This is a genomic window from Tsuneonella litorea (assembly GCF_025154015.1).
GTDB lineage: Bacteria > Pseudomonadota > Alphaproteobacteria > Sphingomonadales > Sphingomonadaceae > Tsuneonella > Tsuneonella litorea.
Genome location: NZ_JAOAMV010000001.1, coordinates 523,937 through 549,254, shown reverse-complemented (window position 1 = coordinate 549,254; position 25,318 = coordinate 523,937). Strand labels below are relative to the sequence as shown.

The window sequence follows — 25,318 nt, the reverse complement described above, 5'->3', positions numbered from 1 at the left end:
GCCTTCCTCACAGCGACAGGTCCGCCAATGCGGCGAACGCGCTTCCCTCGCGGACCCGGGGGCGCGGCGAGGCGGGTTCCCGGCGGGCAGGACGCCAGGTCCAGCGGTCCGGCGCGGGCGGTCCGAGTGCGCCCGCCTTCAGCCGGCGGCCGTGCTGGACCTTGAACCCGGCCGCACCCAGCAGGCGTACCCAGCTTTCGGCGGTCAGCCCGGTCGACACCGCCAGTGCGGGGTCGAGCGCAAAATGGCGGGCCTTTGCGTTCGCCCGGGCTTCGTGCGCCGTGCGGACCAGCTTGTCCGCCACGTCGACGCGAATCGCCTGCGCGCCCGCGGGGCGATACCCGGCCGGTAGGTTCCGGGCCGTGGGCAGGACGGCAGGCATCTGCGCCGCAATCGGCCGGCGATCGATACCCGCGGCGTGGAGCGCCTGACGCGCCGCGGGCTTGAGCAGCACGGGGGCGAAGACGTCGAGCCCCCCGAACACGACGCCAAGACGGCGAAGAAACGGGCGCTGCTCGCGCGGGAGATGCTCGATCCCCGCACGCTCGCGGGGCACCGTGCCGTGACCTGCCACCAGCGCCAGGAGCAGTGCGCGCGCCTCGCTCCCGGCCGCCGGATCGCGGGCCGCCGCCGCGAGCCTGGCGAGCGGTGCCAGCGGCGCAAGGCGATCATCCAGCCAGCGGTCGATCGCCGCGAGCAGGGCCGCGCGGTCGGCTTCCGGAACGGGCGTAAGGTCGCGCGAAGCGAGCAGTTTCGGACGGGCGGCGGGCGAGGATGCGTCCAGCCGGGCGATTTCGCGCCCCCGCCAGCGCACTGCCCCGCGAACGAGCGCGAGGCCCCCCGCATCCGCGGCCACCGCCTGCGCCCGCGCGGCCAGGAGGCGCGGCAGGGCCTTTTCCGCCGCGGCGAGCAGCATCCGCCGGTCGGCGTGACCGGCGAGCGGATCGACCACGAACCGGAAGACATCGAGGTGGCCGATCGCCTCGCCTTCCACCGTCACGACGTCATCGTCGGCAAGCGCGACCGGGAGCAGTGCCGGGTCGGTGCCCAGGCTTTTCATCAGCACCGCCGTTCGCCGGTTGACGAAGCGTTCGGTCAGCCGCGCGTGGAGGGCATCGCTGAGGCGCGCCTCAACCGCGTGCGCGCGGGCGGCCATCTCGTCGCGCGCGAGCACCCAGTCGGGCCGCTGGGCGATATAGGCCCAGCTGCGGATCGCGGCGATGCGCCCCTGCAGTGTATCGATGTCGCCCTGTGGCCGGTCGAGCTCGGCGATCCGCGCCGCGACGTAGTCGGCGCCCAGCTGGCCCCCGCGCAGGTCCTGCCACAGCCGTGCGACGAACCGCGCGTGGGTGTCGGCCCCGCTTTGCCGGAAATCGGGCAGCGAGCACGCTTCCCAGAAGCGGCGCACCTGCGCTGGCCCGCGCACTTCGGCCCCCAGCGGGTCTTCGGCGAGCCGCCGGAGGACCGCCAGGTCGATCGCCTCCGGCGCGCGGACGAGGCCGGGCTCGGCCGGCGGCGCATCGAGATCGGCGATCAGCGTGGCAAGGCTGTCGAACCGCGGCTCCGCCTCGCGCCAGTAGAGCGCGGGTATCGGCGCAAAGCGGTGTTCCTCGATCGCGTAGACTTCCTCGTCGGTGAATTCGGGCGCTTTCCCGCCGGCCCCGGCCAGCGCGCCGAAGCTGCCGTCGGTCTGGTGACGGCCCGCCCGGCCCGCGATCTGCGCCATCTCGGCCGGGGACAGGCGCCGCTGGCGCACCCCGTCGAACTTGGTCAGCCCGGCGAAGGCGACGTGCCGCACGTCGAGGTTGAGGCCCATCCCGATCGCGTCGGTGGCGACGATGTAATCGACCTCGCCCGACTGGAAGAGCGCGACCTGCCGGTTGCGGGTTTCCGGGGAGAGGCCGCCCATCACCACTGCCGCCCCGCCGCGGAACCGGCGAAGCATCTCGGCCACCGCGTAGACCTGCTCGGCCGAGAACGCGACCACCGCGCTTCGCGGCGGCAGGCGGCTGAGCTTGGCCGTGCCCGCGTAAGTCAGCGTCGAAAAGCGGGGCCGGGTGACGATCTCCGCCTTCGGGATCAGCGCGCGGACCATCGGCTCGAGCGTCGAGGAGCCGAGCAGCATCGTCTCCTCGCGCCCGCGGGCGTTCAACAGCCGGTCGGTGAAGATGTGCCCGCGTTCGCGGTCTGCGCCCAGTTGCGCTTCGTCGAGCGCGACGAAGGCGTGACCGCCACCCAGCCGCGGCATGGCCTCCGCCGTGCAGCAAAAGTAGCGCGCGTCCTTCGGCTCGATCCGTTCCTCGCCGGTGATCAGTGCGACCGCCTGTTCGCCCTTGATCGCAACCACGCGGTCATAGACCTCGCGCGCGAGCAGGCGCAGCGGGAAGCCGATCGCGCCCGACGAATGGCCGCACATCCGCTCGATGGCGAGATGGGTCTTGCCGGTGTTTGTCGGCCCGAGGACCGCCTTGATCGTCACGCTTTTCAATGTGGCACCGGCCGGGCGCGCTGCCAACCGGTCGCCGCTCGCACCCCACAGCCCGTCTCACCGAGGACTCGGATCGTCGGATTTTAGCGTGGCATTAACTTCAATCGGGCAGGAAAGTCGGGCACGGGACCGGTGGGTCCGGGTCGCACGGAACCGGGATTTCCAGCGCGGCCCGTCTGAGTGGAGGGCGCGTTGTTCCAACCGCGCGAAACGGAGGCGTCGGGGCACGGCCCCGCAGACGGCGTGCCGAGCTGGCGCGCCGCTGCGCTGACGCACGCCCAGATCGCACGCGAATCCGAACCGATGGTCCTGCGCCGGGTGCGCGGACTGGCCGAGCGGTGGGACGCCTTGCGCTGGCGCGCCGAGGAGCGGCTGGCCGGGGTCGATCTCGCACCGGACCTTGCCGAAGGGATCGGCAGTCGCCGCTGGTTCCGCGGGCTCGGAACGTTCCTTGGCCTCGCAACCTTCAGCCTAGCGTTCTGGCCTGGATTCGCCCCCCTCGAGGCGGCCCCGGCGACCCGGGTCGACGACGCGGTGCGTGACGAGTTCCGCAGCCAGATGATCATGCCGCTCGCGCTGGGCGCGGACAGCGGCCGGCAGATGGCCGCCACCGCCAGGGTCGTCCCCCTCAAGGCCGCGCCCGAGCGGCCGTCGATCGAACTGGTGGCCACGCTCGCCGGCGGAGATAGTTTCGCCCGGATGCTCCAGCGTGCGGGGATCGGCGGCGCCGACCTTGCCCGGGTATCCTCGCTCGTTTCCCAGGCGATCCCGCTCGACGAGATCGAACCGGGGACCAAGATCGACATCACCCTGGGCCGCCGACCCGAGCCCGGCGCCCCGCGCCCGCTCGACGCGCTCGAATTCCGCGCCCGTTTCGACCTCGCGCTCGCGATCGAGCGGGGCGACGACGGCGGCCTCGCGCTCGAGCGCAAGCCGATCCGGGTCGACAACACGCCGCTGCGTATCCGGGGCCTCGCCGGCGACAGCCTCTACCGATCGATGCGCGCGGCCGGCGCCCCGGCGAGCGCGGTGCAGCAGTATCTCAAGGCGCTCGGCGAACAGGTCGATCTCGACGAGGGCGTGCGTCCGACCGACACGTTCGACATGATCCTGTCGTACAAGCGCGCCGCGACCGGCGAGCGGCAGGCGGGGCAACTGCTCTATGTCGGCATCGACCGGGGCGGAAAGCCGAAGACCCAGCTCATGCGCTGGGGCAGCGAGGGGCGCTTCTACGAGGCGTCGGGCGCCGGCGAGCAGCGCACCGGGCTGCTGGCGCCGGTCTCGGGCCGCGTCACCTCGGGCTTCGGGATGCGCCGTCACCCGATCCTGGGCTATACCCGCCGCCACGCGGGAATGGATTTCAAGGCCAGCTACGGGCAGCCGATCGTCGCGGTCACCGATGGGCGGGTGCTTTCCGCCGGGCGCGCGGGCGGCTGCGGCAACGCGGTCAAGCTCGCCCACGCGGGCGGTATCCAGACCCGCTATTGCCACATGAGCCGGATGGCGGTGAGCGCCGGGCAAAGCGTGCGGCGCGGCCAGGTCATCGGCTACGTCGGCTCGACCGGGCTGTCGACCGGCGCGCACCTGCACTACGAAATGTACCGGGGCGGCGTGGCGGTGAATCCCGCGAGCGTTGCCTTCGTCACCCGCGCGCTCCTGTCCGGCGAGAACCTGCGGCGTTTCCGCGAGGTGCTTGCGCAGCTCAAGACCGTCGAGGCCGGCGCCGCTCTTGCCGACCTTGCGCCTTCCGCCGCGGAAGCCACGGCGGACGAACCGCAGCGCGAGATCGACCGCGTCGAGGCAGCCAAGGCGGTGCTCTGACCGCGATTGCGCGTCGCGGCGCAATGCGGCAACAGCGCAGACGATGACCGCCGCCTATCCCAACCTTCGCCTTCGCCGGACCCGCGCCAGTGCGTGGAGCCGGGCGCTGCACCGCGAGACGGTGCTTACCCCGGCCGATCTCATCTGGCCGCTCTTTGTCACCGAGGGGACCAGCGTCGAGGAGCCGATCGGAAGCCTGCCCGGGGTGTCGCGCTGGTCGGTCGACGGGATCGCCCGGCGCGCGAAAGAGGCGGCAACCCTCGGCATCCCGTGCATTGCGCTGTTTCCCAATACCCAGGCCGACCGGCGCAGCGACGACGGGGCAGAGGCGCTGAACCCCGACAACCTGATGTGCCGGGCGATCCGGGCGGTGAAGGACGCCTGCGGATCGGACATCGGGGTGCTCACCGATGTCGCGCTCGATCCCTACACCAGCCACGGGCAGGACGGGCTGCTCGATAACGATGGCTACGTCGTCAACGACGATACGGTCGCGGTCCTCGTCGACCAGGCGATCAACCAGGCCGAGGCGGGTGCCGACGTGATCGCGCCGAGCGACATGATGGACGGGCGTGTGCGGGCGATCCGCATGGCGCTCGAGATGAACGGCCACCCGAACGTCCAGATCATGGCCTATGCAGCGAAGTACGCGAGCGCGTTCTACGGCCCGTTTCGCGACGCGGTCGGTTCGGGCGGGCTGCTCAAGGGCGACAAGAAATCGTACCAGATGGACCCCGCCAACGCCGAGGAGGCGCTGCGCGAGGTCGCGCTCGACATCGCGGAAGGGGCCGACAGCGTGATGGTGAAGCCCGGCCTGCCCTATCTCGACATCGTGCGGCGCGTGAAGGAACGGTTCGAGGTACCGGTGTTCGCCTACCAGGTCAGCGGCGAGTACGCGATGATCGAGGCGGCCGCGGCTGCCGGCGCGGGCGACCGCGACGCGCTGGTGCTCGAAACGCTGATGGCGTTCAAGCGCGCCGGGTGCAGCGGGGTGCTGACGTATCACGCGGCCCACGCCGCCCGCCTGCTCAATGGCTGAACCCGTCCGCATCGAGACCGACCGGCTGGTCCTGCGCGACTGGCGCGACGGCGACGCCGAGCGCTTCTTCACCGGCACCGACACGCCCGCGGTCATGCGCTGGCTGGGCGGCGTGATGGACGAGGAGGGCCGGCAGGCGCTGCTCGACAGGGTGTCGGCGTGCCGGGAGCGCAACGGGTTCTGCTTCTGGATCGTCGAGCGCAAGGCGGATGGCGACGTGCTCGGCTTCTGCGGCCTCAAGCGCGCCGATGCGCCGGGCTCGTCGGTCGCCGGGGCGATGGAAGTGGGCTGGCGCCTGCGCGAGGATGCCTGGGGGCACGGATATGCGAAGGAGGCCGCGATCGCCTCGCTCGATGCCGCGTTCGGCCGCTTCGGAGCCGGCGAGGTCGTCGCGCTCACCGTCGCCGGGAACGAGGCCAGCTGGGGTCTGATGAAGCGGCTTGGGATGCGCAGGCGCGCCGATCTCGACTACGTCGATTCGCGTTTCGGCCCGCCGCTGTGCGATACGATCGTCTACTCGATCGACCGGGACACATGGGAGAATCGTGCGTGAGCGGCAACCGGCCGGGCAGACCCGGCGTCAACATCATCCCCATACATGGCAAGGCGCCGCGGATCCACGACACTGCGTTCATTGCTCCGGGCTGCACGATCATCGGCGACGTGACGATCGGCGCGGGATCGAGCGTGTGGTACAACTGCGTGCTGCGCGCCGACGTGAGCCGGATCGTCATCGGCGAACGGACCAATGTGCAGGACGGCAGCGTGCTCCACTGCGATCCCGAGCGGCCCGGGGACCCGGACGGGAGCCCGTTGATCATCGGCGACGACGTGCTGATCGGCCACATGGCGATGGTCCACGGCTGCCGGATCGAGCACCGCGGCTTCGTCGGACTCGGCGCAATCGCGATGAACAAGGCGGTGATCGGTTCGGACGCGATGCTCGCGGCCGGCGCGATGCTCACCGAGGGCAAGGTCATGGGTCCGCGCGAGCTGTGGGGCGGCCGGCCGGCCCGCAAGATGCGCGACCTCGACGACATGGCGATCGCCGGGATGCGCATGGGGGTGGCGCACTACGCCGAGAACGCGCGACACCACGCGCTGGCGGTCGCCGGCGCACTCGGCCCGCACCCGGACGATGGCCGCACGCAGGGCTGACCTGCCGGTGCCCGCGGGAAGCGCGGCGTAAGTCTCGTCGTCGGGCGTCCGCAATCTTTCAGCCCCCGCCCGAACTGTTGCGCGGCGCGACTTCGCGGGCGAAGCTTCTGCGCGTCAGTCCCTGATCAGCGCGCGCAGGCTCTCGATCCGGTCGGCCTCGTGGGGAGGCTTGTCCCAGCGGATGCGGTGAATGCGCGGAAACCGCATCGCAAGGCCCGACTTGTGCCGCTTGCTCTCGTGGACCGAATCGAAGGCGACCTCGAACACCAGGCTCCGGTCGGTTTCGCGCACGGGGCCGAAGCGGTTGACGGTGTGGGTGCGCACGTGGCGGTCGATCTTCTTCAGCTCCGCGTCGGTGAAGCCCGAATAGGCCTTGCCGACCGGCAGCAGCTCCGCGCCCGCGTCGGGGTCGCCGTCCCAGCAGCCGAAGGTGTAGTCGCTGTAGAAGCTCGACCGCTTGCCGCTGCCGCGCTGGGCGTACATTAGCACGCAGTCGATCAGCAGCGGATCGCGCTTCCACTTGTACCACAGCCCCGTCTTGCGCCCCGCGACATAGGGCGAATCGCGGCGCTTGAGCATCAGCCCCTCGATCGCGTCGTCGCGCGCGCCCGCGCGGATTTGCCCGAGGTGATCAAAATCGATCGCCTCGACGACCTGGCTGAGGTCGAACCGGCTGTCGGACAGCCGGTCCATCAGCCGCTCGAGCGTCGCGCGCCGTTCGGACCACGGGCGGTCGCGCAGGTCCTCGCCTTCGAGGATGAGGACATCGTAGAGCCGCACGAAGGCGGGGTATTCGGCGAGCATCTTCTTGCTCACCGTCTTGCGGCCCAGCCGCTGCTGGAGCGCGTTGAAGCTCGCCGCGCCGCCCGCCTCCCCGCCCTGGTGGGAACCCCGCACGAGCAGTTCCCCGTCGAGCACCGCGTCCATCGGCAGGGCGTCGAGCAATTCGGGAAAGGTGCCCGAGATGTCGTCGCCGCCCCGCGAATAGAGTCGGGTTTCCCCCGCCATCCGGACCAGCTGCACCCGGATGCCGTCCCACTTCCACTCGGCGACGTAATCCGCGAGATCGACCACCGCGTCTTCGAGCGGGTGCGCGAGCATGAACGGCCGGAACGTCGGCAGGTTCGCGGTGTCGGGCGGCTTTGCGCCGTGCGCGGCCCAGGCGAACAACGGCTCGTAGGGCGGGACGAGGCCGTGCCAGTGTTCCTCCACCTCCTCGACCGGAACGTCGAACGCCTGCGCGAACGCGACCTTGGCGAGGCGCGAGGACACGCCGATCCGCATCGCGCCCGTGGCCAGCTTGAGGAGCGCGTAGCGGCCGGAGGGATCGAGTCGGTCCATCAGCGCGGGAAGCTCGGAAAAGACCGACTTGCGGGTCATCTTCGACAGCAGGTCGACCGTCTCGGACACGCTCGGCGGATCGGGGCGGGTCGCGGGTTGCGGCCACAGCAGGCTCGCCGTCTCGGCCGTGTCGCCGACGAAATCACGGCTGAGCGCCCACAGCACCGGGTCGCCGCGCTCGGTCAGGAGTGTCCGGATCGCCGACGACTTGACGGCGGGAAAGTCGAGCCCGCCGGTCAGCGCGGCGAGCGCCCAGCCGCGATCGGGATCGGGCGTCTCGCGCAGGTATTCGGCGATCAGCCGCAGCTTCTCGTTGCGGCTCCGGGTGTAGACCAGCGCGTCGATCAGGGCGGCGAACCGTTCCATCTATCCGCCGTTCAGCTTCGCGGGTACAAGGCGCGTCGGCGCGTGCCGGAACCGGCCGCGCGGACAGAGGGATATGCACGAATGAAGAAGATGGTTCTCGCTGCGGCCGGCATGATCGCCGCCCCGGCCCTGGCGCAGTCGGCGCCCGCCACCGATCACGCGCAGCACGCCGGACACGCGATGCATGGCGACCATGCGATGCACGCCGGCCATGCGCAGGCCGCGGCGAAGTTCACGCTCGACACGCCGATCGCCGCCATCGCCGCCGACGAAAAGGGCAAGGCGATTCTCGAGGCGAACCTGCCGGGCCTGACGACTCACGAACACTTCGAGATGTTCAAGGGGATGAGCCTCAACCAGCTCGCCCCGATGGCCGGCGACCGGATGCCCGCCGAGGCGCTGGCGAAGGTCAAGGCCGACTTCGAGGCGCTCAACTAAGTCAGTCATCCTCGTCCTCGTATCCGACGAGGGCGAGGGCGCGCGCCCTGCGCTGGTGCAACTGGTGCCAGCGCAGCAGCGCCTCTTCCCGCCCATGGGTGATCCAGGTTTCCGAGGGATTCACCTCTTCGACGGTGCGGGTCAGCTCGCCCCAGTCGGCGTGATCCGAGATCACCAGCGGAAGCTCGACATTCCGCTGCCGGGCGCGCTGGCGCACGCGCATCCATCCCGATGCCATCGCGGTGATTGGGTCGGGCAGGCGGCGGCTCCAGCGATCGTTGAGCGCGCTCGGTGGGCAGACGACCACATGTCCCCGCATTTCGTCTTTCGTCGCTCCGCTCACCAGCCTGAGCTCCCCCAGGTCGACCCCGAACTCTTCGTAGAGCCGGCACATCCTTTCGAGCGCGCCGTGCAGGTAGATGGGCGCATGGTGTCCCGCTGCGCGCAGTTCGGCGATCACCCGCTGCGCCTTGCCGAGTGCATAGGCGCCGACCAGCACGCAGCGGTCGGGATGCGCGGCGAGTCGGCCGAGCAGCTTGGCCATTTCCTCGGCGATCGGGGGATGGGTGAACAGCGGCAGCCCGAATGTCGCTTCGGTGACGAAGATGTCGCACGGCGTCACCTCGAACGGCGGGCAGGTCGGGTCGGGGCGCCGCTTGTAGTCGCCGGTCACCACCACCCGCTCGCCGGCGTGCTCGAGCAGGATCTGCGCGCTGCCGAGGACGTGACCGGCGGGGACATAGGTCACGTCGACCCCGCCCTTCAGGCGGATCGTCTCGCCATAGGCGACCGGGGTCGCGCCCTCGCGGGTCTGGTAACGCAGGTCCATGATCGCGAGCGTCTCGGGCGTCGCCACCGTGACGCCGTGGCCGCCGCGTGCGTGGTCGGCGTGGCCATGCGTGACGAGCGCGTGCGGCACGGCCCGGGCCGGGTCGATCCAGGTATCGGCCGGGACCACGTGAATGCCCCACGGTTCGGGGCGTATCCATGCGAAGTCGCGGGCCATCGCCTGCCTAACGGCCCGCGCGCCAAGCCGTTTCCTATTTTGACCGGTACCGGTCGAACCAGGCGATGATCGCGCTGGCCCGCGCGGCTGACTGGCTGGGCCGCGCGGTGATGCTGTGGCTTGCGCCGGGCACCCGGACGAGCGCGGTCGGCACCTCGCGCGCCTGCAGCGCGGCGTAATACTGCTCGGCTTCGGCGGGCGGCGTCCGGCGGTCCTCCGTGCCCACCACGACGAGGGTCGGAGTCTTGACGTTGCCGACCAGGCTGAGGGGCGAGCGCGCCCAGTACCCTTGCGGGTCTTCCCACGGCATCGTGCCGAACCAGTAAGGGCCGAAATAGGCCGGATTGTCGGCGATCAGCACCTGGCTGACCATGTTGATGACCGGCTTCTGCACCGCCGCGGCGCGGAAGCGGTCGGTCTTGCCGATCGCCCACGCGGTAAGGACGCCGCCGCCCGAGCCGCCGGTGATGAACAGGTTTTCGGGGTCGGCAATCCCCGCTGCCACTGCGGCATCGACCGCCGCCATCAGGTCGTCGTGATCTTTGCCGGGATAGGCCCGCTCGATGTGGTCGGTGAAGGCCTGGCCGTAGCTCGTCGAACCGCGCGGGTTGGTGAACAGCACGGCGTAGCCGGCCGCGGCGTAGAGCTGGTAGTCGGTCGCGAAATAGGCACCATAGGCGGTCGCCGGGCCGCCGTGGATCTCGAGGATCGTCGGCACTCTGGTGCCCTGGACGTATCCGGGCGGGGTCATCAGCCAGGCCGGCACGCGCAATCCGTCGGGCGCGGTCACGGAGAGCGCGCGTATCGAGCCAAGGTCCTTGGCGCGCAGCTGGGCGTTGAGGTCGGTGAGCACGCGCGCGTTGCCGTTGGCAAGCATCGCGACATCGCCCGGGGTGTCGACGTCGCCGGTGGTGAAGGCGATCGTGCCGTTCCGCGCCAGGCTGAACTCGCCCCCGGTATAGGGACGGTCGAGGCTGCCGCCGGCCAGTGCGTCGGTGACCGGCCGGACGGTCCCGTCGAGACCGACCCGCGCGAGCCTTCCCTTGCCGTCATCGTCGTACTTGATCACCAGCCCGCGGCTGTCGGCCGCCCACGCGATCGCATCGACGCCCCGGTCGAGGTTTCCGGCAAGCTGACGCGCCCCCGACCCGTCCGCATTGCCGACGTAAAGGCCGGCGTTGGCAAAGGCCTTGCCGACGTCATCGAACCCGCGCCAGGCGACCATTCGGCCATCGGGCGAGACGGCGGGGTCGAAATCCGGTCCCTTCCGGCTGGTGATTGCGCGCATCGCGCCGCTGGCGAGGTCGATCCGGTAGAGCTCGCTTTCCTGCGCCTCGCGCTGCCAACCCTCGTTGCGGTTCGCGCTTACCACGAGCGCGCGCGCGTCGGGCGTGAAGGCGATGCCGCCGTCGTGATGGAACTTGCCGAAGGTCAGCTGCCGCGGCGCGCCGCCGGTCGCAGGAACGACGAAGACGTGGGCGAAGCCCGGCTTCAGGTCGCCCGCGCCATCGGCGCGGAAGGTGACCCGGTCGATGATCTCCAGCCCCGGCGCCCAGTGCGCGCCTTCGGGCTTGCCGGCCGGGGCGGAGCCGAGCTTGGGACCCTCGTCGGGAACGATCATCGCATAGGCGATCGAACGGCCATCGGGCGACCATGTCAGGTTCGCGGGGCTGTTGGGCAATCCGGTGAGGCGCGCCGCCTCGCCGCTTTCCATCCAGCGGACGTAGAGCTGCGGTGCGCCGCCTTCCGCCGTCGAGACGTACGCGAGGCGCCGGCCATCGGGCGACCAGCGCGGCGAAATGTGCGCACCCGGCCCGGCGACCAGCGGCTGCTGCGTGCCGCTTGCGACATCGATCAGCCAGATCGTCGGGCGCATCGTGTCGGTCATCACGTCGGCGGACCGGCGGACGTAGGCGATCGTGCGCCCGTCGGGGCTGATTTGCGGATCGGCCGCGACCGACAGGCCGAACAGGTCCTGGCCCGTGAACGTCCGGTCGGGCGCCTCCTGTGCCGCGAGCGGCGCGGACAGGCCCAGCAGCAGTAAAACGAAAAGCAGATGACGCATCGACCACACCCCGTTGAAAACGGAGCGGTTCAATCACACGCGCGATGCTTTGACCAGTGGCCTCAGCCCTTGTCGTCGCCCTTGGTTCCATCCGCCTTGGCAGCGGGCTTCGCCTTCGACCTGGATTTGCCGGCGGCCTTCTTCTTGGCCGGGCGACTCTTCGGCGGGGCCGGGGTGAGCTCGAAGGCGGGTTGCCCGTCCTTCAGGCTCACGTGCACCTCGCCGCCGCTCGCGAGCTTGCCGAACAGCAGTTCCTCGGCCAGCGGCTGCTTGATCTTCTCCTGGATCAGGCGCGCCATCGGCCGGGCGCCATAGAGCTTGTCGTAGCCCTTGTCGGCCAGCCAGCCGCGCGCGTCCGAATCGAACTGGATGTGGACGTTCTGCTCGGCGAGCTGGAGCTCAAGCTGGAGGATGAACTTGTCGACCACCCGCGCCACGGTTTCGCGGCCAAGGTAGGTGAACGGCACGATCGCATCGAGGCGGTTGCGGAATTCGGGGGTGAACATCTTCTTCACCGCGTCTTCCTGCGCGTCTTCCTTCGACACGTCGCCAAAGCCGATGCCCTGCCGCGCCATGTCGCTGGCGCCCGCGTTGGTCGTCATGATGAGGACGACGTTGCGGAAATCGACCGTCTTGCCGTGATGGTCGGTCAGGCGGCCGTTATCCATCACCTGCAGCAGGATGTTGAACAGGTCCGGGTGCGCCTTCTCGATCTCGTCGAGCAGCAGGACGCAGTGCGGCTGCTGGTCGATCGCGTCGGTGAGCAGTCCGCCCTGGTCGTATCCGACATAACCGGGAGGCGCGCCAATCAGGCGGCTGACGCTGTGCCGCTCCATGTATTCCGACATGTCGAAGCGCTGCAGCGGGATTCCCATGATCGAGGCGAGCTGGCGCGCGACCTCGGTCTTGCCGACGCCGGTGGGGCCGGAAAACAGGAACGACCCGATCGGCTTGTCAGGATCGCGCAGGCCGGCGCGCGACAGCTTCATCGCGGTCGACAGCTTCCTGACCGCGACGTCCTGCCCGTAGACGACCTGCTTCAAGTCGCGCTCGAGGTGCTCGAGCGCCTTCTTGTCGTCGCTGGAAACGGACTTGGGCGGGATGCGCGCCATCGTCGCGATCACCGCCTCGATCTCGCGCGCGGTGATCTTCTTCTTGCGGCGGCTCGGCGGCACCAGCATCTGCATCGCGCCGACCTCGTCGATCACGTCGATCGCCTTGTCGGGCAGCTTGCGGTCGTTGATGTAGCGCGCCGACAGCTCGACCGCGGTCTTGATCGCGTCCGGCGTGTACTTGACCTGGTGGTGCTCCTCGAACGCGCTGCGAAGGCCTTTCAGGATCTTCACCGTGTCCTCGACCGTCGGTTCGTTCACGTCGATCTTCTGGAACCGGCGCAGCAGCGCGCGGTCCTTTTCGAAGTGGTTGCGGAATTCCTTGTAGGTGGTCGAGCCGATGCAGCGGATCGTTCCGCCCGACAGCGCGGGCTTCAAGAGGTTCGAGGCATCCATCGCCCCGCCGCTCGTCGCGCCGGCCCCGATGACGGTGTGGATCTCGTCGATGAACAGCACCGCCTCGGGCATCTTTTCCAGTTCGTTGACGACCTGCTTCAGGCGTTCCTCGAAGTCGCCGCGATAGCGGGTGCCGGCGAGCAACGCGCCCATGTCGAGCGAATATATCACCGCGTCCTCGAGAACCTCGGGCACCTCGCCCTCGACGATCTTGCGCGCGAGGCCTTCGGCGATGGCGGTCTTGCCGACGCCCGGATCGCCCACGTAGAGCGGGTTGTTCTTGCTGCGGCGGCAGAGGATCTGGATCGTCCGGTCCACTTCCGGCCCACGGCCGATCAGCGGATCGACCTTGCCGCTCTTCGCCTTCTCGTTGAGGTTGACGGTGAACTGGTCGAGCGCGGACTGGTCCTTGCCGCCCTTCGACTCGCCTTTCGCTTCCTGCTGACCCTCGCTTTCGCCCGCGCCCTGCGGGGGCTTCGATTCAAGCTGCTTGCCGCCCTTGCCGATGCCGTGGCTGATGTAGCTGACCGCATCGAGCCGGCTCATGTCCTGCTGCTGGAGGAAGTAGACCGCGTAGCTGTCGCGCTCGGAAAACAGCGCGACGAGCACGTTCGCGCCGGTAACGGTGTCCTTGCCGCTCGACTGCACGTGCAGGATCGCGCGCTGGATCACCCGCTGGAAGCCCGCGGTCGGCTGGGGATCGGCCTCGTCGGGCGTCTCCAGCTTCTGGTATTCCTCGTCGAGGTAGCGCCGGACCACTTCGCCCAGTTCGGCAAGATCGACCCCGCAGGCGAGCATGACCTGCGCCGCGTCCTCGTCGTCGATCAGCGCGAGCAGGAGGTGTTCCAGCGTCGCGTATTCGTGACGCCGCTCGGCCGCGCCCGCGAGCGCGCCGTGGAGGGTCTTTTCGAGGTTCTGGGCGAAACTGGGCATTCAGGTGTCTTTCTTGGGGGAGAATATGCCTCCGCCTGGGCGGAAGTATGCGCGAAGATGGTTAACGCCGCTTTTACGCCTGGCGCCGCGGGCGTGGTCCCGGAAGCTGTCCACCGATATAGGAGGCGGCCCGGCGAATGCGAGGGCCGCCGGGGTCACGATCCAGGCTTCCCGAACAAGGCGTCGGCGGCGTTGCGGTGCGCGGCAGCTTTCAGGCGGTGGCTCTCGACCCGGGCGATCTCGCGTTCGAGAAGCGAAATCCGTTCGCTCAGTTCGTCCTGCGAATAGGGGCCGAGATCCTCGCTCGCGAGAAGGCTGGCGGCATCGCCTTTGGGTCTGGGACGGTCTTCGTCCATGGCGATGAATCATCGCAAGCCCAGACGCTTGCTGTCAATGGCCCGCGCCGCTAGGTGCGCGAGGCGCCTGGCGCGCTGTCGCAAACCGGCAACAGGGGGCTGCTGTGCCAAAGGCCATTCCCGCAACGATGACCGCGATGGGGTACGACGCCCCCGGCGGCCCCGAGGTGTTTCGCCCCGAAACGCTGCCGACGCCCCAACCGGGCGCGGGGCAGGTGCTGATCCGTGTCGCCTACGCCGGCGTGAACCGGCCCGACGTGATCCAGCGGCAGGGTTTCTACCCCCCGCCGCCGGGCGCTTCGCCGATCCCGGGGCTCGAGGTGGCCGGCAGGGTCGTCGCGATCGGCAAAGGCGCGCAGCCCGAAATGCTCAACCAGCCGGTCTGCGCGCTCGTGTCGGGTGGGGGCTACGCCGAGTACTGCCTCGCCGACGCGCGGCACTGCCTCGTCGTGCCCGCAGACCTGCCGATGGACCAGGCCGCCGCGCTGCCCGAGACGCTGTTCACCGTTTGGCACAACGTGTTCGAACGGGCCTATGCGAAAGAGGGCGAGACGCTGCTCGTCCACGGCGGCACGAGTGGGATCGGCACGATGGCGATCATGCTGGGCAAGGCCTTCGGGCTTACGGTGATCGCGACGGCGGGGAGCGAGGAGAAGTGTGCCGCCTGCCGCAAGCTGGGGGCAGACCTTGCGATCAACTACAAGAGCCAGGACTTCGTCGAGGACGTGAAGGCGTTCACCGAGGGCAAGGGCGTCAACGTCGTCCTCGACATGGTTTCGGGCGATTACGTCGCGCGCAACCTGCAATGTCTCGCCGAGGACGGACGCCACGTGACGATCGCCGTGCTCGGCGGCCTGAAGGCGACGATCGACATGGCGCTTGTCATGCGCAAGCGGCTCACGCTGACCGGATCGACCCTTCGCCCGCGCTCGGACGACTTCAAGGCACTGCTCGCCGACGAAATCGCCGACGTCGCCTGGCCCTGCGTGCTCGACGGGACGGTGCGCCCGGTCATGGACCGGACCTTCGCGCTGGCCGACGTTTCGGCCGCGCACCAGCGGATGGAAGAGGGCGACCACATCGGCAAGATCGTGCTACACGTAGCCGGTGACTGACGAGCATCCCCACCAGCTGACCCTCCACGAGGACCCGCGCAGCGGGAACTGCTACAAGATCCGGCTGATCGCCGCGTTGCTCGGCACGCCCCTGGCGATCCGCGAATACGACATCATGCGGGGAGAAACCCGGTCCCCCGAATTCCTCGCCAACGTCAACGCCAACGGGCGCATTCCGGTCCTGCAGATCGGGGACCGGTTCCTGCCCGAATCGAACGCGGCGTGCTGGTATCTCGCCGAAGGCACTGCGCTGATCCCGCAAGACCGCTTCGACCGGGCTGACATGCTGCGGTGGATGTTCTTCGAACAGTACAACCACGAACCCAACATCGCGACGCTGCGGTTCTGGCTGGCGTTCGTCGGGGAGGCACACCTGTCCGAGCAGCAGCGGGCGATGATTCCGGCCAAACGGATGGCGGGCGAGGACGCGCTGGCATTGATGGACGAGCACCTCGCGACCCGTGAGTGGTTCGTCGGCGGCACCGTCTCGCTCGCCGACATCGCGCTCTACGCCTATACGCACGTCGCCGAGGCCGGATGCTTTCGCCTGCGCGACCGGTCGAACGTGTGTCGCTGGCTCGACCGGGTCGCGGCGCTGCCCGGCTACGTGCCGATGCCGCAGGCGGAGGACTGACGCGAACCGGTCACGCTGTCTTGAAAATGACCGAGAACCGTCACGACGGATTCGCATCCACCGGGTAGGTCCTCGGCAACGCGAAGCCGAGCAGAGGACGAAGCCATGCTGCAGGATTGGGAAGCCGGCCTGGTCGGCAACAACCCCGGGATCGTCGCCCGGCTGCCGCGCAGGCTGTCCGTCGCGCGCGTGGCGATCGATCTTGTCCGCAGGCGCCGGGTTCGCCTTCGCCCGGACCGGGCGCTGCCTTCCGCCGCCTGAGGACGCCCTTGCCTCGGAACGCCGCATGGCCTAGATCGGCTGCAACGGCCGCCCCGCGAGGGGCGGCCTCTCTATTTTCAGGACACCGACCAATGGCCGACCAACCCAAGCCGCTGATGCCGCACGCGACCGCCACCTGGCTGGTCGACAACACCGCGCTCTCGTTCGAGCAGATCGCGGAGTTCTGCGGCCTCCACATCCTCGAAGTCCAGGCGATGGCCGATGACCTCGCCGGCGCCAAGTACACCGGGCGCGATCCGGTGCACGCGGGCGAGCTGACCAACGAGGAGATCGAGAAGGGCCAGGCCGATTCGAACTATTCGCTCAAGATGCACAAGGCGCCGGTCGCGGTCAGCCGCACCAAGGGGCCGCGCTACACGCCGGTATCGAAGCGGCAGGACAAGCCCGACGGCATCGCCTGGATCCTGCGCAACCACCCCGAGGTGTCGCACGCGCAGATCGGCAAGCTGATCGGCACCACCCGCAACACGATTACCGCGATCCGCGAACGGTCGCACTGGAACATCCAGAACATCAACCCGAAGGACCCGGTCACCCTCGGCCTGTGCTCGCAGCGCGAGCTTGACGCGATGGTCGCCAAGGCGGCCAAGAAGGCGGGCCTCGAGGAAGACACCGGCGCGCGCGAGGCGCGGCTGGGCAACGACCGTGAGGCGCTGATCGAGGAACTGCGCGCCGAGCGCGAGGCCGCCGCAAAGGCCGCGGTCGAGGCCGCGCAGGAAGCCGAGGCCGCGGCCTGGCTCGAGAACAAGCGCGCCGAGGAGGCGAGCGAGGGCTGAACCCTGCCGCGGCGTCGGTGAGCATCGCTTGCAATAGGCGAAGGATTCCAGCATCCCGCTGACATGGATGTCAGTAGGCTCGATCATCCCGCCCCCGAAAGTTATGCGCATCCATGCGCGTGGGACATCGCGCTTCCAGAACTGACGGTTCCCGACTTGCTTGAACGCGCCGCGGCCGATGCGCCGGAAGCGCCCGCGGTCGATTTCATGGGGCGGGAATACACCTACGCGCAGGTCCTCGGCGAGGCACGGCGGGTTGCTGCCGGGCTGGCCGCGCGGGGCATCGGCAAGGGCGACCGCGTCGGGCTGTTCCTGCCCAACGTGCCGATCTACCTTTCGGCCTACTACGGCGCGATGATGGCGGGCGCGGTGGTGGTCAATTTCTCGCCGCTCTACACCGCCGAGGAACTGAGCGCGCAGGTCGCCGATTCGGGCGCGCGGCTGCTGGTGACGGTCGACGTCGCCAGCCTTCTGCCCACCGCGCTCGAGGTGCTCGATCGCTCGGCGCTCGAAACGCTGGTCGTCGGCAGCCTCGGCGCGATGCTGCCGTGGACAAAGCGGGTCGCGCTCAAGCTGCTTGGGCGTAAGGCACTGACGGCAATCCCGGTGCGGCCGGGCGTGAGCCGATGGGCCGATCTGCTGGCCGATCCGGGCGCCGCGATGCCTCCGCTTGCCCGCGAAGACCTCGCCCTGCTGCAATATACCGGCGGGACCACCGGGCGACCCAAGGGCGCGATGCTGACTCACGCGAACCTTGCGACCAATGCCCTCCAGGTCGAGGCGATCGATCCGCAGCAGGGCGCGCGCGACGTGATCCTCGGCGTGCTGCCGCTGTTCCATGTCTTTGCGAACACCTGCGTGCTTAACCGCACCGTCGCCAACCGGGGCTGCATCGCGATGCTGCCGCGGTTCGATGCAAAGCAGGCATTGAAAACGCTTCAGCGGGTCCGCGCCACCGCGTTCCCTGGCGTGCCGACGATGTACCAGGCGCTGCTCGACCACCCGGACCTCGCGAAGACCGATTTCTCGTCGTTGCGGGTGTGCATTTCAGGCGGCGCACCACTGCCGGCGCCGGTGCGCGAAAAATGGGAAGAGGCCACCGGCTCGCGCCTCGTCGAAGGATACGGCCTCACCGAAAGCAGCGGCGTGGTGTCCACCAACCCTTACGAAGGCCCGCGCAAGCCGGGGACGATCGGGCAGGTCCTGCCCCGCACCCGGGTTCGCCTGCTCGACAAGGAGGACCCGTCGCGCGACGCGCCTGCGGGAGAGGCGGGCGAACTCGTCGTCGCCGGACCGCAGGTCATGCAGGGGTACTGGAACCGCCCCGATGCCGCTGCGAACGCCTTCGCCGAGATCGAGGGGACGCGCTGGCTGCGCACCGGGGACGTCGCCGAGATCGACGCGGATGGGTTCATCGCCATTGTCGACCGGATCAAGGACATGATCGCGGTGGGCGGCTTCAAGGTTTTCCCGAGCCAGGTCGAGGCCGTCCTGCTCGAGCACCCGGCGGTCAAGGAGGCGCTCGTCCTGGGCCTGCCCGATGCCTACCACGGTGAGATGCCGCGGGCCTATGTCACGCTGGCCGAAGATGCCGCCGCGTCCGAAGACGAACTGAAGGGCTGGCTGAACGCGCGCGTCGGCAAGCACGAGCGGGTCAGCGGCGTCGAGATCCGCGCGGAATTGCCCAAGACGATGATCGGCAAGCTCGACCGCAAGGCGCTGATGGCGGAGGTGACCGGCGGATAGGTCCCGCCGGCCCGGTCAGCCGGCCAAGGTCAGCCGGCCAAGGTCAGCTTGGGCTCGCCGTCATCGGCGGGCTTCGCGGCGCCCGTCTTCGACGGAACGCGGTGCGCGAAACGGCCTTCGACCTCGGCGCCCTGCTCGATCGTCAGCGCGTCGTAGTGGACGTCGCCGTTGATCTTCGCGCTCTTGAGCACGACGAGCTCGCGCGCGGTGATCGACCCGCTGATGGTGCCGGCGAGCCGGGCTGTCTCGGCTTCGATCGCGCCTTCGACATGGCTGCCCGCGCCCTGGACGAGGCTGGCGCAGGTGATGTCGCCCTCGACCCGCCCGTCGATGTGGAGATCGACGGTCGCTTCGATGTTGCCGCGAATGACGACGTCGCTCCCGATCACCGAGAACGTCGAACCGCTGGGTGCCTGCCTAGCCATTGGCGGGCTCGATGGTGCGGACTCGTCGGGCTTCTTTGAGAACATGGGGGGCGGCCTCCAGGAAGGGGCGCGGGTTTACCGCGCGGTCGTTGACGCGCACCTCGAAATGGAGGTGCGGACCGGTCGAACGGCCGGTCGATCCGATCGCGCCGATGACGTCGCCCGCGGCGACCGCCTGCCCCACGCGCGAGTGGAACTTGGACATGTGGGCGTAGCGGGTGATCATCCCGCTGCCGTGGCTGATCTCGACGACGTTGCCGTAGCCGCTCTTGCGCCCCACGAAGCTGACCCGGCCATCCGCGGCGGCATAGATCGGCGCGCCCACCGGGCCGCGGAAATCGAGGCCCGAGTGCATCGCCGACGCGCCCGTGAACGGATCGCGGCGGAAGCCGAAGCTCGAGGTAAGCATCTCGACCTTGGCCGGCCGGTACTGCGGAATGCCGGACAGGCTGCGGTCGAGCGCCTCCATGCGGGCGAGGCTCAGGCCGAGGCGCTCGAAGCGCGGGTCGATCGAGCCGTCGCTCTCGGTGGCGAGCTTCTCGAGCGGGCCACCCATCGCGCCCTTGCTCGCGGCGCGCAGCATGGCCTTGGGGTCGAGGCCCAGCTTGCGGATCGCGGCGGCGCTCTTCTCGGCGCGGCGGTCGGCGTACCGGGTCAGCTTCTCGACGTAGGCGAGCTGGCGCGCCTCGATCCGGGCGAGGGCGCCGGCCTCGGGGATCAGGGCCGAGACCTTCGACACCGTCTTCGCCGCTTCGCCGGCCGAATCGGTGACCGTGCCGACGCGCTTGACGTCGTCGGGGAGCGATTCGGTCATCTCCTCGATGAAGTCCTGGCGTCGCTGCAGGTCGTCGGCGACTTCCTGGATGTTCGCCCGGTATGCGCCGACGCGCTCCTCGGACTTGGCGACGGTGGCCTCACGCTCGAGCAGCGAAAGCCGGTCGGCGGCGGCGCGATACTGCAACCAGCCCATGACGGCCATCGAGATGCCCCACGCGAGCAGCGCCGCGAGCACGGCGCCCGCGACGATCATCTGCACCCGTCCGGTGATCTTGATGAAGCGGACCTGGCCCTGCGAACGCATGAAGAATTCGCGATCCGGAAACCAGGTACGCAGGCGGCTCGTCCAGCCGCCGGCGACAGCATTCATGTGAGGTACGACCCCTATGTCCCGTTCTTATCCCGTCAGGGCGGCTAGCAAACAAGGTCGGGGCGGTCGAATCGACTCGTTAACTCTCGGGGCGAGTCGTTAGAGTCGCGGGACGAAACGTTCTCAAACAGCGAAATTATCTTCCCAGCGCGGGAACAGACCCGGCTCCCGCGAGTTGCGCCGCGCCCGGTTTTACTGGCTGGTCCTTGCGCGGCGTGGTGTTAGAGGGGGCCAATGGCCCTCGACGAACCCTCCCGCGACGCGGCCGCGCTGATCGACCGGCTGGCCGGTGCCGGCCGGCTGGCCCAGCGCAGGCTGGCGCGCAGCGATTCGTGCGAGCGCGCCCGCGCGCTCGAGGCTGCGGCGGACGCCCTCCGGTCCGATGCGCCGGTCATTCTGGCGGCGAATGCAGAGGACGTGGCCGCGGGAGAGGCCGCGGGGCTGACCCCCGCCATGCTCGACCGGCTGCGGCTCGACGCGGACCGGCTGGAGGGCATAGCCGCTGCGGTCGCCGCGGTCGCCGCCTTGCCCGACCCGGTCGGGCAGGCGATCTCGCGCGACACGCGGCCCAACGGCCTCGTGCTCGAGCGCGTGCGCATCCCCATCGGGCTCATAGGGATCATCTACGAAAGCCGCCCCAACGTGACGGCCGATGCGGCCGCGCTGTGCGTGCGGGTCGGCAATGCCGCCATCCTGCGGGGCGGCAGCGAGGCGGTGCGGTCCAACCGAGCGATCCACGCGGCGATGGTGCGTGGCCTGGAGAGCGCGGGACTGCCCGGCGAGGCGATCCAGCTCCTGCCGACCCAGGACCGCGCCGCCGTGGGCGCGATGCTCGCGGCGGCGGGGCTGATCGACATGATCGTCCCGCGCGGGGGCAAGGGCCTCGTCGCGCGGGTGCAGGCCGACGCGCGCGTTCCCGTGCTCGCGCACCTCGACGGGATCAATCACACTTACGTCCACGCCGCCGCAGACCCGGACAAGGCGCGCCGGATCGCGCTCGACGCCAAGATGCGGCGGACGGGCATCTGCGGGGCGATGGAGACCCTGCTCCTCGACGCCGCGTTTCCCGGGTCCCCCGCCATCGTCGGCGACCTCGTCGACGCGGGCTGCGCGGTGCGCGGCGACGCGCGGGCGCAGGCGATCGACCCGCGGGTGACGCCGGCCGACGACGCGGACTGGGATACCGAGTATCTCGACGCGGTCCTGTCGGTCGCGGTCGTCGACGGGCCGGACGAGGCGATGGCGCACATCGCCGCGCACGGATCGCACCACACCGACGCGATCGTCACCGAAGACGCGGACGTGGCCGAACGCTTCCTGCGCGAAGTCGATTCGGCGATCGTGATGCACAACGCCTCGTCGCAGTTCGCCGACGGCGGCGAGTTCGGCCTCGGCGCGGAGATCGGCATCGCCACCGGGCGTCTCCACGCCCGCGGTCCGGTCGCGCTCGAAGGGCTGACGACCTACAAGTGGCTGGTGAAGGGAACCGGGCAGGTGCGCGGCTGACCGGCCATCGGTATGCTTGACAGGCCGCCCGCGGTGACGGACCGTTCACCTCTCGGTGCCGCGATCATGGGGTGGTTTCATGGCTGAAATGGATTTTCGGGATTTTCAGAAAGAGATCGTGAAGCTCGGCTTCTATTCGTACGACGAACAGCAGTCGGTCTTCGAGCTCGCCAAGCGGTGCGCGAAGACCACCGGCCTGTCGGTCGGCGGCGCGGGCGCGGTCATGGGCGCCGCCGGCGCCGGGTTCGGCGCCGCGGCAGGGTTCCTCGGCGGGCTGGTCGCGGGGACCGCGATGTGCACCGCGGGCTCGATGCTCTACCGCGAGCAGATCAAGGAAATGCTGGCCGCGGGCAAATGACCATGCGCTACAACCGGCTCGGCTCGACCGGCCTGATCGTGTCCGAACTGTGCCTCGGCACGATGACGTTCGGGACCGATCCCGGGATGTTCGCCGCGGTGGCGGGGCTCGACCAGCCCGCGTCGACCGCGCTGGTCAAACAGGCGCTCGATGCGGGGATCAACTTCCTCGACACCGCCAACGTCTACACCCGCGGCCAGTCCGAACGGTTCACCGGGCAGGCGCTGAAGGACCTCGGCATCCGGCGCTCCGATGTCGTGATCGCGACCAAGGCGATGGGTTCGATGGGCGAAGGACCCAACGATGCCGGGGTCAGCCGCTACCACCTCATGAACCAGATCGACGCGAGCCTTGAGCGGCTGGGGGTCGATCACGTGGACCTCTACCAGATCCACGGGTGGGATTCGCAGACCCCGATGGAAGAGGCGTTGCGCGCGATGGAGGACATCGTGCGCAGCGGCCGCGCGCGGTACATCGGTGTGTCGAATTGGGCGGCGTGGCAGGTGATGAAGGCGCTCGGCCTGTCGGAGCGGCTGGGAATCGAGAAGTTCGCCTCGCTCCAGGCCTACTACACGATCGCCGGCCGCGACCTCGAGCGCGAGATCATTCCGATGCTGCAGAGCGAAGGCGTGGGCCTGATGGTCTGGTCGCCGCTCGCCGGCGGACTGCTCAGCGGCAAGTATACGCGGGGGCAGGACGACAGGAGCGAGGGCGACGGGCGCCGGGCACAGTTCGATTTTCCCTATGTCGACTCCGACCGGGGATGGGCCGTGATCGACGCGCTGCGCGCGATGGCCGAGGCCAAGGGCAAGACGGTGGCGCAGCTCGCGCTGGCGTGGCTGCTCTACCAGCCAGCGGTCTCGACCGTGATCGTCGGAGCCAAGCGCGAAGACCAGCTGGCCGACAACATCGGTGCCTGCGATGTCACCTTCACCGCGGACGATCTGAAGGCGCTGCACAAGGTCAGCCGCCTGCCGCCCGAATACCCGGGCTGGATGCTCGCGCGGCAGGGAAGCTACCGCGACGAGAAGGTCTCGCCGCGCCGCCAGCCCGGCTGACGGATGCCGGGCCGCGCGACGCGCAAGGGGCGGGCGACCGGCCTGCTGGGAGGCAGCTTCAACCCCGCGCACCGGGGGCACCGCCGCATCAGCCTCGCCGCGATCGACCGGCTGGGCCTCAACTCGGTCTGGTGGCTGGTGTCGCCCGGCAACCCCCTGAAGTCGGGCAGGGACATGGCTTCGCTGCCTGTCCGCGTGGCCTCGGCGAAGGCGGCCGCGCGCCGCGCACCGATCCGGGTCACCGCGATCGAGCGCGAACTCGGCACGCGCTATACCATCGACACGCTGCGGGCGCTCTTGCGGCGCTACCCGCGTCGACGGTTCGTGTGGATCATGGGCGCGGACAACCTGGCGCAGTTCCACCGGTGGAAGGACTGGCGCGCGATCGCCCGGCTGGTGCCGATCGCGGTGTTCGCGCGACCCGGCTACCAGGCAAGGGCCTTCACCAGCCCGGCGATGGCATGGCTGCGGCGCCATCGCGTTTCGTCCGCGGGGTTTCGCAAGGGGCAGGCCGCGCCGCCCGCACTGGTCTGGCTGCGCTACGATCCCGACCCGATATCTGCCACCGCGCTGCGCCGGGCTGATCCCGACTGGGCGGAGCGGTATGCGGGGCGGCACCCGCGTGATGGCGTCACCGGGCGGCGGATCGACTAGCCGCGGTGAATCGCGTCGAGCTTGCGCTCCCAGGCGAGCGCGTGACGCACGATCGTGTCGAGATCGGCGTAGCGCGGCTCCCACGGCAGGGTCGCCCTGATCCGCGCGTTGTCCGATACGAGGCAGCCGGGATCGCCCGCGCGGCGCGGCCCGATCCGGCGCTCGATCGGCGTGTTGGTCACCCGGTCGACCGCGTCGAGCACCTCCATCACCGAGAACCCGCGCCCGTATCCGCAGTTCATCTGCAGCGAGCGCCCGGGATCCGCGACCAGCGCCTCCAGAGCGAGCACGTGCGCCGCGGCAAGATCGGACACGTGGATATAGTCGCGCACGCCGGTGCCGTCGGGGGTGTCGTAATCGGTGCCGAACACCGCCACGTGGTCGCGCTTGCCCAGCGCCGCTTCCACCGCGACCTTGATCAGGTGCGTTGCGCCGGCGGTCGATTGCCCGCTGCGCCCCTGCGGGTCGGCACCCGCGACGTTGAAGTAGCGCAGCGCACAGTAGTTGAGCGCGTGCGCGAATGCGGTGTCGGCGAGCATCCGCTCGGTCATCAGCTTCGACCAGCCATAGGGGTTGATCGGCACCTGCGGGCAATCCTCGCCGACCCGCTCGACCTCGGGGACGCCATAGGTCGCCGCGGTGCTCGAAAAGATGAAATGCGGGACCCCCGCCTTCACCGCTGCTTCGATCAGCGCGCGGCTCTTGGCGGTGTTGTTGTGGTAGTATTTCAGCGGGTTCTCGACCGATTCGGGGACCACGATCGAACCCGCGAAGTGCATCACCGCGCCCACGCCGTCGCCCATGCCGTGCGCGGCGAAGATGCGGGCGAGCAGCGCAGCGTCCGCGATGTCGCCCTCGTAGAAGGGCATGTCTTCGGGCACCGCGAAGCGAAAGCCGGTGGTCAGGTTGTCGATGACCGCGACAGGATAGCCCGCGTCGCGCAGCGCGAGGACGGCGTGGCTGCCGATGTAGCCCGCGCCGCCGGTGACGAGCACCGGGCACGCCCCCGGGCCTTCAGATGGTCCGCTCATGATCTTCGCCCCGTCCGCTGGCCTCGGCAATCGGGCGTCCTATCGCAGCCGCCTGGCGGCGGCGCAA

The 25,318-nt window shown here is 69.5% G+C and carries 23 protein-coding genes; 14 read left to right on the top strand and 9 right to left on the bottom strand.

The window, feature by feature from the left end; genetic code table 11:
- Positions 1–7: 7 nt before the first annotated feature.
- A complete protein-coding gene (locus tag N0B51_RS02495) occupies positions 8–2,488 on the bottom strand; it encodes a helicase-related protein (protein ID WP_375545926.1) in 2,481 nt (826 codons plus the stop codon).
- A gap of 192 nt (positions 2,489–2,680) precedes the next feature.
- On the opposite strand from N0B51_RS02495, the gene N0B51_RS02490 reads away from it, so the two are divergent.
- Genes N0B51_RS02490 through N0B51_RS02475 form a run of 4 tightly spaced genes read left to right on the top strand, consistent with a single transcriptional unit; the run spans position 2,681 to position 6,506 of the window.
- Positions 2,681–4,309: a M23 family metallopeptidase gene (locus N0B51_RS02490; protein WP_259960599.1), complete on the top strand. Its 1,629-nt coding sequence runs from the start codon at positions 2,681–2,683 to the stop codon at positions 4,307–4,309.
- Positions 4,310–4,352: 43 nt separating this feature from the next.
- Entirely contained in the window at positions 4,353–5,348 is a 996-nt protein-coding gene (hemB, locus tag N0B51_RS02485; protein WP_259960598.1) for a porphobilinogen synthase, read from the top strand.
- Entirely contained in the window at positions 5,341–5,901 is a 561-nt protein-coding gene (locus tag N0B51_RS02480; RefSeq protein ID WP_259960597.1) for a GNAT family N-acetyltransferase, read from the top strand. The genes hemB and N0B51_RS02480 overlap by 8 nt, the downstream gene beginning before the upstream one ends.
- Positions 5,898–6,506 (top strand): gamma carbonic anhydrase family protein, encoded by a 609-nt coding sequence (locus tag N0B51_RS02475; RefSeq protein WP_259960596.1) that lies wholly within the window; start codon positions 5,898–5,900, stop codon positions 6,504–6,506. Before N0B51_RS02480 ends, N0B51_RS02475 begins: the two co-directional genes overlap by 4 nt.
- A gap of 114 nt (positions 6,507–6,620) precedes the next feature.
- Here the strand turns inward: N0B51_RS02475 and N0B51_RS02470 are convergent, their stop codons facing one another.
- Positions 6,621–8,213 (bottom strand): cisplatin damage response ATP-dependent DNA ligase, encoded by a 1,593-nt coding sequence (locus N0B51_RS02470; RefSeq protein ID WP_259960595.1) that lies wholly within the window; start codon positions 8,211–8,213, stop codon positions 6,621–6,623.
- Between the two features lie 81 nt (positions 8,214–8,294).
- Between N0B51_RS02470 and N0B51_RS02465 the strand changes: the two genes are divergently transcribed.
- Entirely contained in the window at positions 8,295–8,651 is a 357-nt protein-coding gene (locus N0B51_RS02465; protein ID WP_259960594.1) for a hypothetical protein, read from the top strand.
- Position 8,652: 1 nt separating this feature from the next.
- On the opposite strand, the gene N0B51_RS02460 is transcribed toward N0B51_RS02465, so the two are convergent.
- From N0B51_RS02460 to N0B51_RS02445, 4 genes are all read right to left on the bottom strand, one after another.
- A complete protein-coding gene (locus N0B51_RS02460) occupies positions 8,653–9,657 on the bottom strand; it encodes a ligase-associated DNA damage response exonuclease (protein ID WP_259960593.1) in 1,005 nt (334 codons plus the stop codon).
- Positions 9,658–9,691: 34 nt separating this feature from the next.
- Positions 9,692–11,722, bottom strand: coding sequence for an alpha/beta hydrolase family protein (locus N0B51_RS02455; protein WP_259960592.1), 2,031 nt, complete (start codon positions 11,720–11,722; stop codon positions 9,692–9,694).
- 62 nt (positions 11,723–11,784) lie between these two features.
- Entirely contained in the window at positions 11,785–14,163 is a 2,379-nt protein-coding gene (gene clpA / locus N0B51_RS02450; protein ID WP_259960591.1) for an ATP-dependent Clp protease ATP-binding subunit ClpA, read from the bottom strand.
- A gap of 155 nt (positions 14,164–14,318) precedes the next feature.
- Positions 14,319–14,519, bottom strand: a complete 201-nt coding sequence (locus N0B51_RS02445) for a DUF1192 domain-containing protein (RefSeq protein WP_259960590.1) — start codon at positions 14,517–14,519, stop codon at positions 14,319–14,321.
- A 137-nt stretch (positions 14,520–14,656) separates the two neighbouring features.
- Between N0B51_RS02445 and N0B51_RS02440 the strand changes: the two genes are divergently transcribed.
- From N0B51_RS02440 to N0B51_RS02420, 5 genes are all read left to right on the top strand, one after another.
- Entirely contained in the window at positions 14,657–15,634 is a 978-nt protein-coding gene (locus tag N0B51_RS02440) for an NAD(P)H-quinone oxidoreductase (protein ID WP_259960589.1), read from the top strand.
- A complete protein-coding gene (locus tag N0B51_RS02435) occupies positions 15,627–16,268 on the top strand; it encodes a glutathione S-transferase family protein (protein ID WP_259960588.1) in 642 nt (213 codons plus the stop codon). Before N0B51_RS02440 ends, N0B51_RS02435 begins: the two co-directional genes overlap by 8 nt.
- Before the next feature lie 105 nt (positions 16,269–16,373).
- Positions 16,374–16,529, top strand: coding sequence for a hypothetical protein (locus N0B51_RS02430; RefSeq protein WP_259960587.1), 156 nt, complete (start codon positions 16,374–16,376; stop codon positions 16,527–16,529).
- Positions 16,530–16,621: 92 nt separating this feature from the next.
- Positions 16,622–17,326 (top strand): DUF1013 domain-containing protein, encoded by a 705-nt coding sequence (locus N0B51_RS02425; protein ID WP_259960586.1) that lies wholly within the window; start codon positions 16,622–16,624, stop codon positions 17,324–17,326.
- A gap of 63 nt (positions 17,327–17,389) precedes the next feature.
- On the top strand, positions 17,390–19,072 hold the full coding sequence (locus tag N0B51_RS02420) for a long-chain-fatty-acid--CoA ligase (protein ID WP_259960585.1): 1,683 nt from the start codon (positions 17,390–17,392) through the stop codon (positions 19,070–19,072).
- 29 nt (positions 19,073–19,101) lie between these two features.
- Here the strand turns inward: N0B51_RS02420 and N0B51_RS02415 are convergent, their stop codons facing one another.
- Positions 19,102–19,497, bottom strand: coding sequence for a bactofilin family protein (locus N0B51_RS02415; protein ID WP_259960584.1), 396 nt, complete (start codon positions 19,495–19,497; stop codon positions 19,102–19,104).
- Positions 19,490–20,644 (bottom strand): M23 family metallopeptidase, encoded by a 1,155-nt coding sequence (locus N0B51_RS02410; protein WP_259960583.1) that lies wholly within the window; start codon positions 20,642–20,644, stop codon positions 19,490–19,492. The genes N0B51_RS02415 and N0B51_RS02410 overlap by 8 nt, the downstream gene beginning before the upstream one ends.
- 234 nt (positions 20,645–20,878) lie before the next feature.
- Between N0B51_RS02410 and N0B51_RS02405 the strand changes: the two genes are divergently transcribed.
- The 4 genes from N0B51_RS02405 (at position 20,879) to N0B51_RS02390 (ending at position 24,220) form a co-directional block, all read left to right on the top strand.
- On the top strand, positions 20,879–22,150 hold the full coding sequence (locus N0B51_RS02405) for a glutamate-5-semialdehyde dehydrogenase (RefSeq protein WP_259960582.1): 1,272 nt from the start codon (positions 20,879–20,881) through the stop codon (positions 22,148–22,150).
- A gap of 79 nt (positions 22,151–22,229) precedes the next feature.
- Positions 22,230–22,508 carry a hypothetical protein gene (locus tag N0B51_RS02400; protein WP_259960581.1) on the top strand — a complete coding sequence of 93 codons (279 nt, stop codon included), beginning with the start codon at positions 22,230–22,232 and terminating at the stop codon, positions 22,506–22,508.
- A complete protein-coding gene (locus tag N0B51_RS02395) occupies positions 22,505–23,566 on the top strand; it encodes an aldo/keto reductase (RefSeq protein WP_311201819.1) in 1,062 nt (353 codons plus the stop codon). The genes N0B51_RS02400 and N0B51_RS02395 overlap by 4 nt, the downstream gene beginning before the upstream one ends.
- 3 nt (positions 23,567–23,569) lie before the next feature.
- On the top strand, positions 23,570–24,220 hold the full coding sequence (locus tag N0B51_RS02390; protein WP_259960580.1) for a nicotinate-nucleotide adenylyltransferase: 651 nt from the start codon (positions 23,570–23,572) through the stop codon (positions 24,218–24,220).
- Here N0B51_RS02390 and galE read toward each other — a convergent pair.
- Entirely contained in the window at positions 24,217–25,251 is a 1,035-nt protein-coding gene (gene galE, locus N0B51_RS02385; protein ID WP_259960579.1) for a UDP-glucose 4-epimerase GalE, read from the bottom strand. The two genes, N0B51_RS02390 and galE, sit on opposite strands and share 4 nt — an antisense overlap.
- Positions 25,252–25,318 lie beyond the last annotated feature (67 nt).

What these genes read in the sequence shown, in the direction of transcription:
- N0B51_RS02465 (WP_259960594.1), top strand. Translation starts at nt 8,295, where the DNA reads ATGAAGAAGATGGTTCTCGCTGCGGCCGGCATGATCGCCGCCCCGGCC.
- N0B51_RS02480 (WP_259960597.1), top strand. Translation starts at nt 5,341, where the DNA reads ATGGCTGAACCCGTCCGCATCGAGACCGACCGGCTGGTCCTGCGCGAC.
- N0B51_RS02410 (WP_259960583.1), bottom strand. Translation starts at nt 20,644, where the DNA reads ATGAATGCTGTCGCCGGCGGCTGGACGAGCCGCCTGCGTACCTGGTTT.
- N0B51_RS02420 (WP_259960585.1), top strand. Translation starts at nt 17,390, where the DNA reads ATGGATGTCAGTAGGCTCGATCATCCCGCCCCCGAAAGTTATGCGCAT.
- N0B51_RS02455 (WP_259960592.1), bottom strand. Translation starts at nt 11,722, where the DNA reads ATGCGTCATCTGCTTTTCGTTTTACTGCTGCTGGGCCTGTCCGCGCCG.
- N0B51_RS02425 (WP_259960586.1), top strand. Translation starts at nt 16,622, where the DNA reads ATGGCCGACCAACCCAAGCCGCTGATGCCGCACGCGACCGCCACCTGG.
- N0B51_RS02400 (WP_259960581.1), top strand. Translation starts at nt 22,230, where the DNA reads ATGGCTGAAATGGATTTTCGGGATTTTCAGAAAGAGATCGTGAAGCTC.
- N0B51_RS02430 (WP_259960587.1), top strand. Translation starts at nt 16,374, where the DNA reads ATGCTGCAGGATTGGGAAGCCGGCCTGGTCGGCAACAACCCCGGGATC.
- N0B51_RS02445 (WP_259960590.1), bottom strand. Translation starts at nt 14,519, where the DNA reads ATGGACGAAGACCGTCCCAGACCCAAAGGCGATGCCGCCAGCCTTCTC.
- N0B51_RS02470 (WP_259960595.1), bottom strand. Translation starts at nt 8,213, where the DNA reads ATGGAACGGTTCGCCGCCCTGATCGACGCGCTGGTCTACACCCGGAGC.
- N0B51_RS02405 (WP_259960582.1), top strand. Translation starts at nt 20,879, where the DNA reads ATGGCCCTCGACGAACCCTCCCGCGACGCGGCCGCGCTGATCGACCGG.
- galE (WP_259960579.1), bottom strand. Translation starts at nt 25,251, where the DNA reads ATGAGCGGACCATCTGAAGGCCCGGGGGCGTGCCCGGTGCTCGTCACC.
- clpA (WP_259960591.1), bottom strand. Translation starts at nt 14,163, where the DNA reads ATGCCCAGTTTCGCCCAGAACCTCGAAAAGACCCTCCACGGCGCGCTC.
- N0B51_RS02390 (WP_259960580.1), top strand. Translation starts at nt 23,570, where the DNA reads ATGCCGGGCCGCGCGACGCGCAAGGGGCGGGCGACCGGCCTGCTGGGA.
- hemB (WP_259960598.1), top strand. Translation starts at nt 4,353, where the DNA reads ATGACCGCCGCCTATCCCAACCTTCGCCTTCGCCGGACCCGCGCCAGT.
- N0B51_RS02395 (WP_311201819.1), top strand. Translation starts at nt 22,505, where the DNA reads ATGACCATGCGCTACAACCGGCTCGGCTCGACCGGCCTGATCGTGTCC.
- N0B51_RS02415 (WP_259960584.1), bottom strand. Translation starts at nt 19,497, where the DNA reads ATGGCTAGGCAGGCACCCAGCGGTTCGACGTTCTCGGTGATCGGGAGC.
- N0B51_RS02440 (WP_259960589.1), top strand. Translation starts at nt 14,657, where the DNA reads ATGGGGTACGACGCCCCCGGCGGCCCCGAGGTGTTTCGCCCCGAAACG.
- N0B51_RS02460 (WP_259960593.1), bottom strand. Translation starts at nt 9,657, where the DNA reads ATGGCCCGCGACTTCGCATGGATACGCCCCGAACCGTGGGGCATTCAC.